This window comes from Corynebacterium sp. HMSC035E02 (genome assembly GCF_001836065.1).
Classification (GTDB): domain Bacteria; phylum Actinomycetota; class Actinomycetes; order Mycobacteriales; family Mycobacteriaceae; genus Corynebacterium; species Corynebacterium hiratae.
The window spans coordinates 403-753 of record NZ_KV827366.1; the positions used below are offsets into that span (position 1 = coordinate 403).

The following is a 351-nucleotide window of genomic DNA, read 5'->3' on the forward strand; positions in this document are numbered from 1 at the left end:
GCGGGTCTCCATCAGGTGGGCCACGGCTAGCGCGGCGATGACAATGTTGAGATGTGCTGTGATGGAGTCTTGTTTCCTGGCGTAGATTGGGCGTGCTTTCAGGTCTGATTTCGACATCCGAAATGATTTCTCAATGTTGAATAACCTGCGGTAATGCCCTATCACCTCCTGGGCGGCAAGAGCGGTCAGGTCGGTTTCATAGCCTTTGATTCCGGCTAGGGCTCGGTGTTTGGCAGCAAGAGCATAGTTGACCTTCTTGTTCGGGGCGGAAAGATCGATATAGCGGTTACGCTTGATAGCGATATCGCCGTCAACAGCCCCTTTGGCTTTTGCGACTTGCTCTTTGATTCC

1 pseudogene is annotated in these 351 nt (G+C 52.7%); it reads right to left on the minus strand.

The window, feature by feature from the left end:
• Positions 1-351, minus strand: a pseudogene (locus tag HMPREF2635_RS09590) (transposase); the annotation flags it as partial.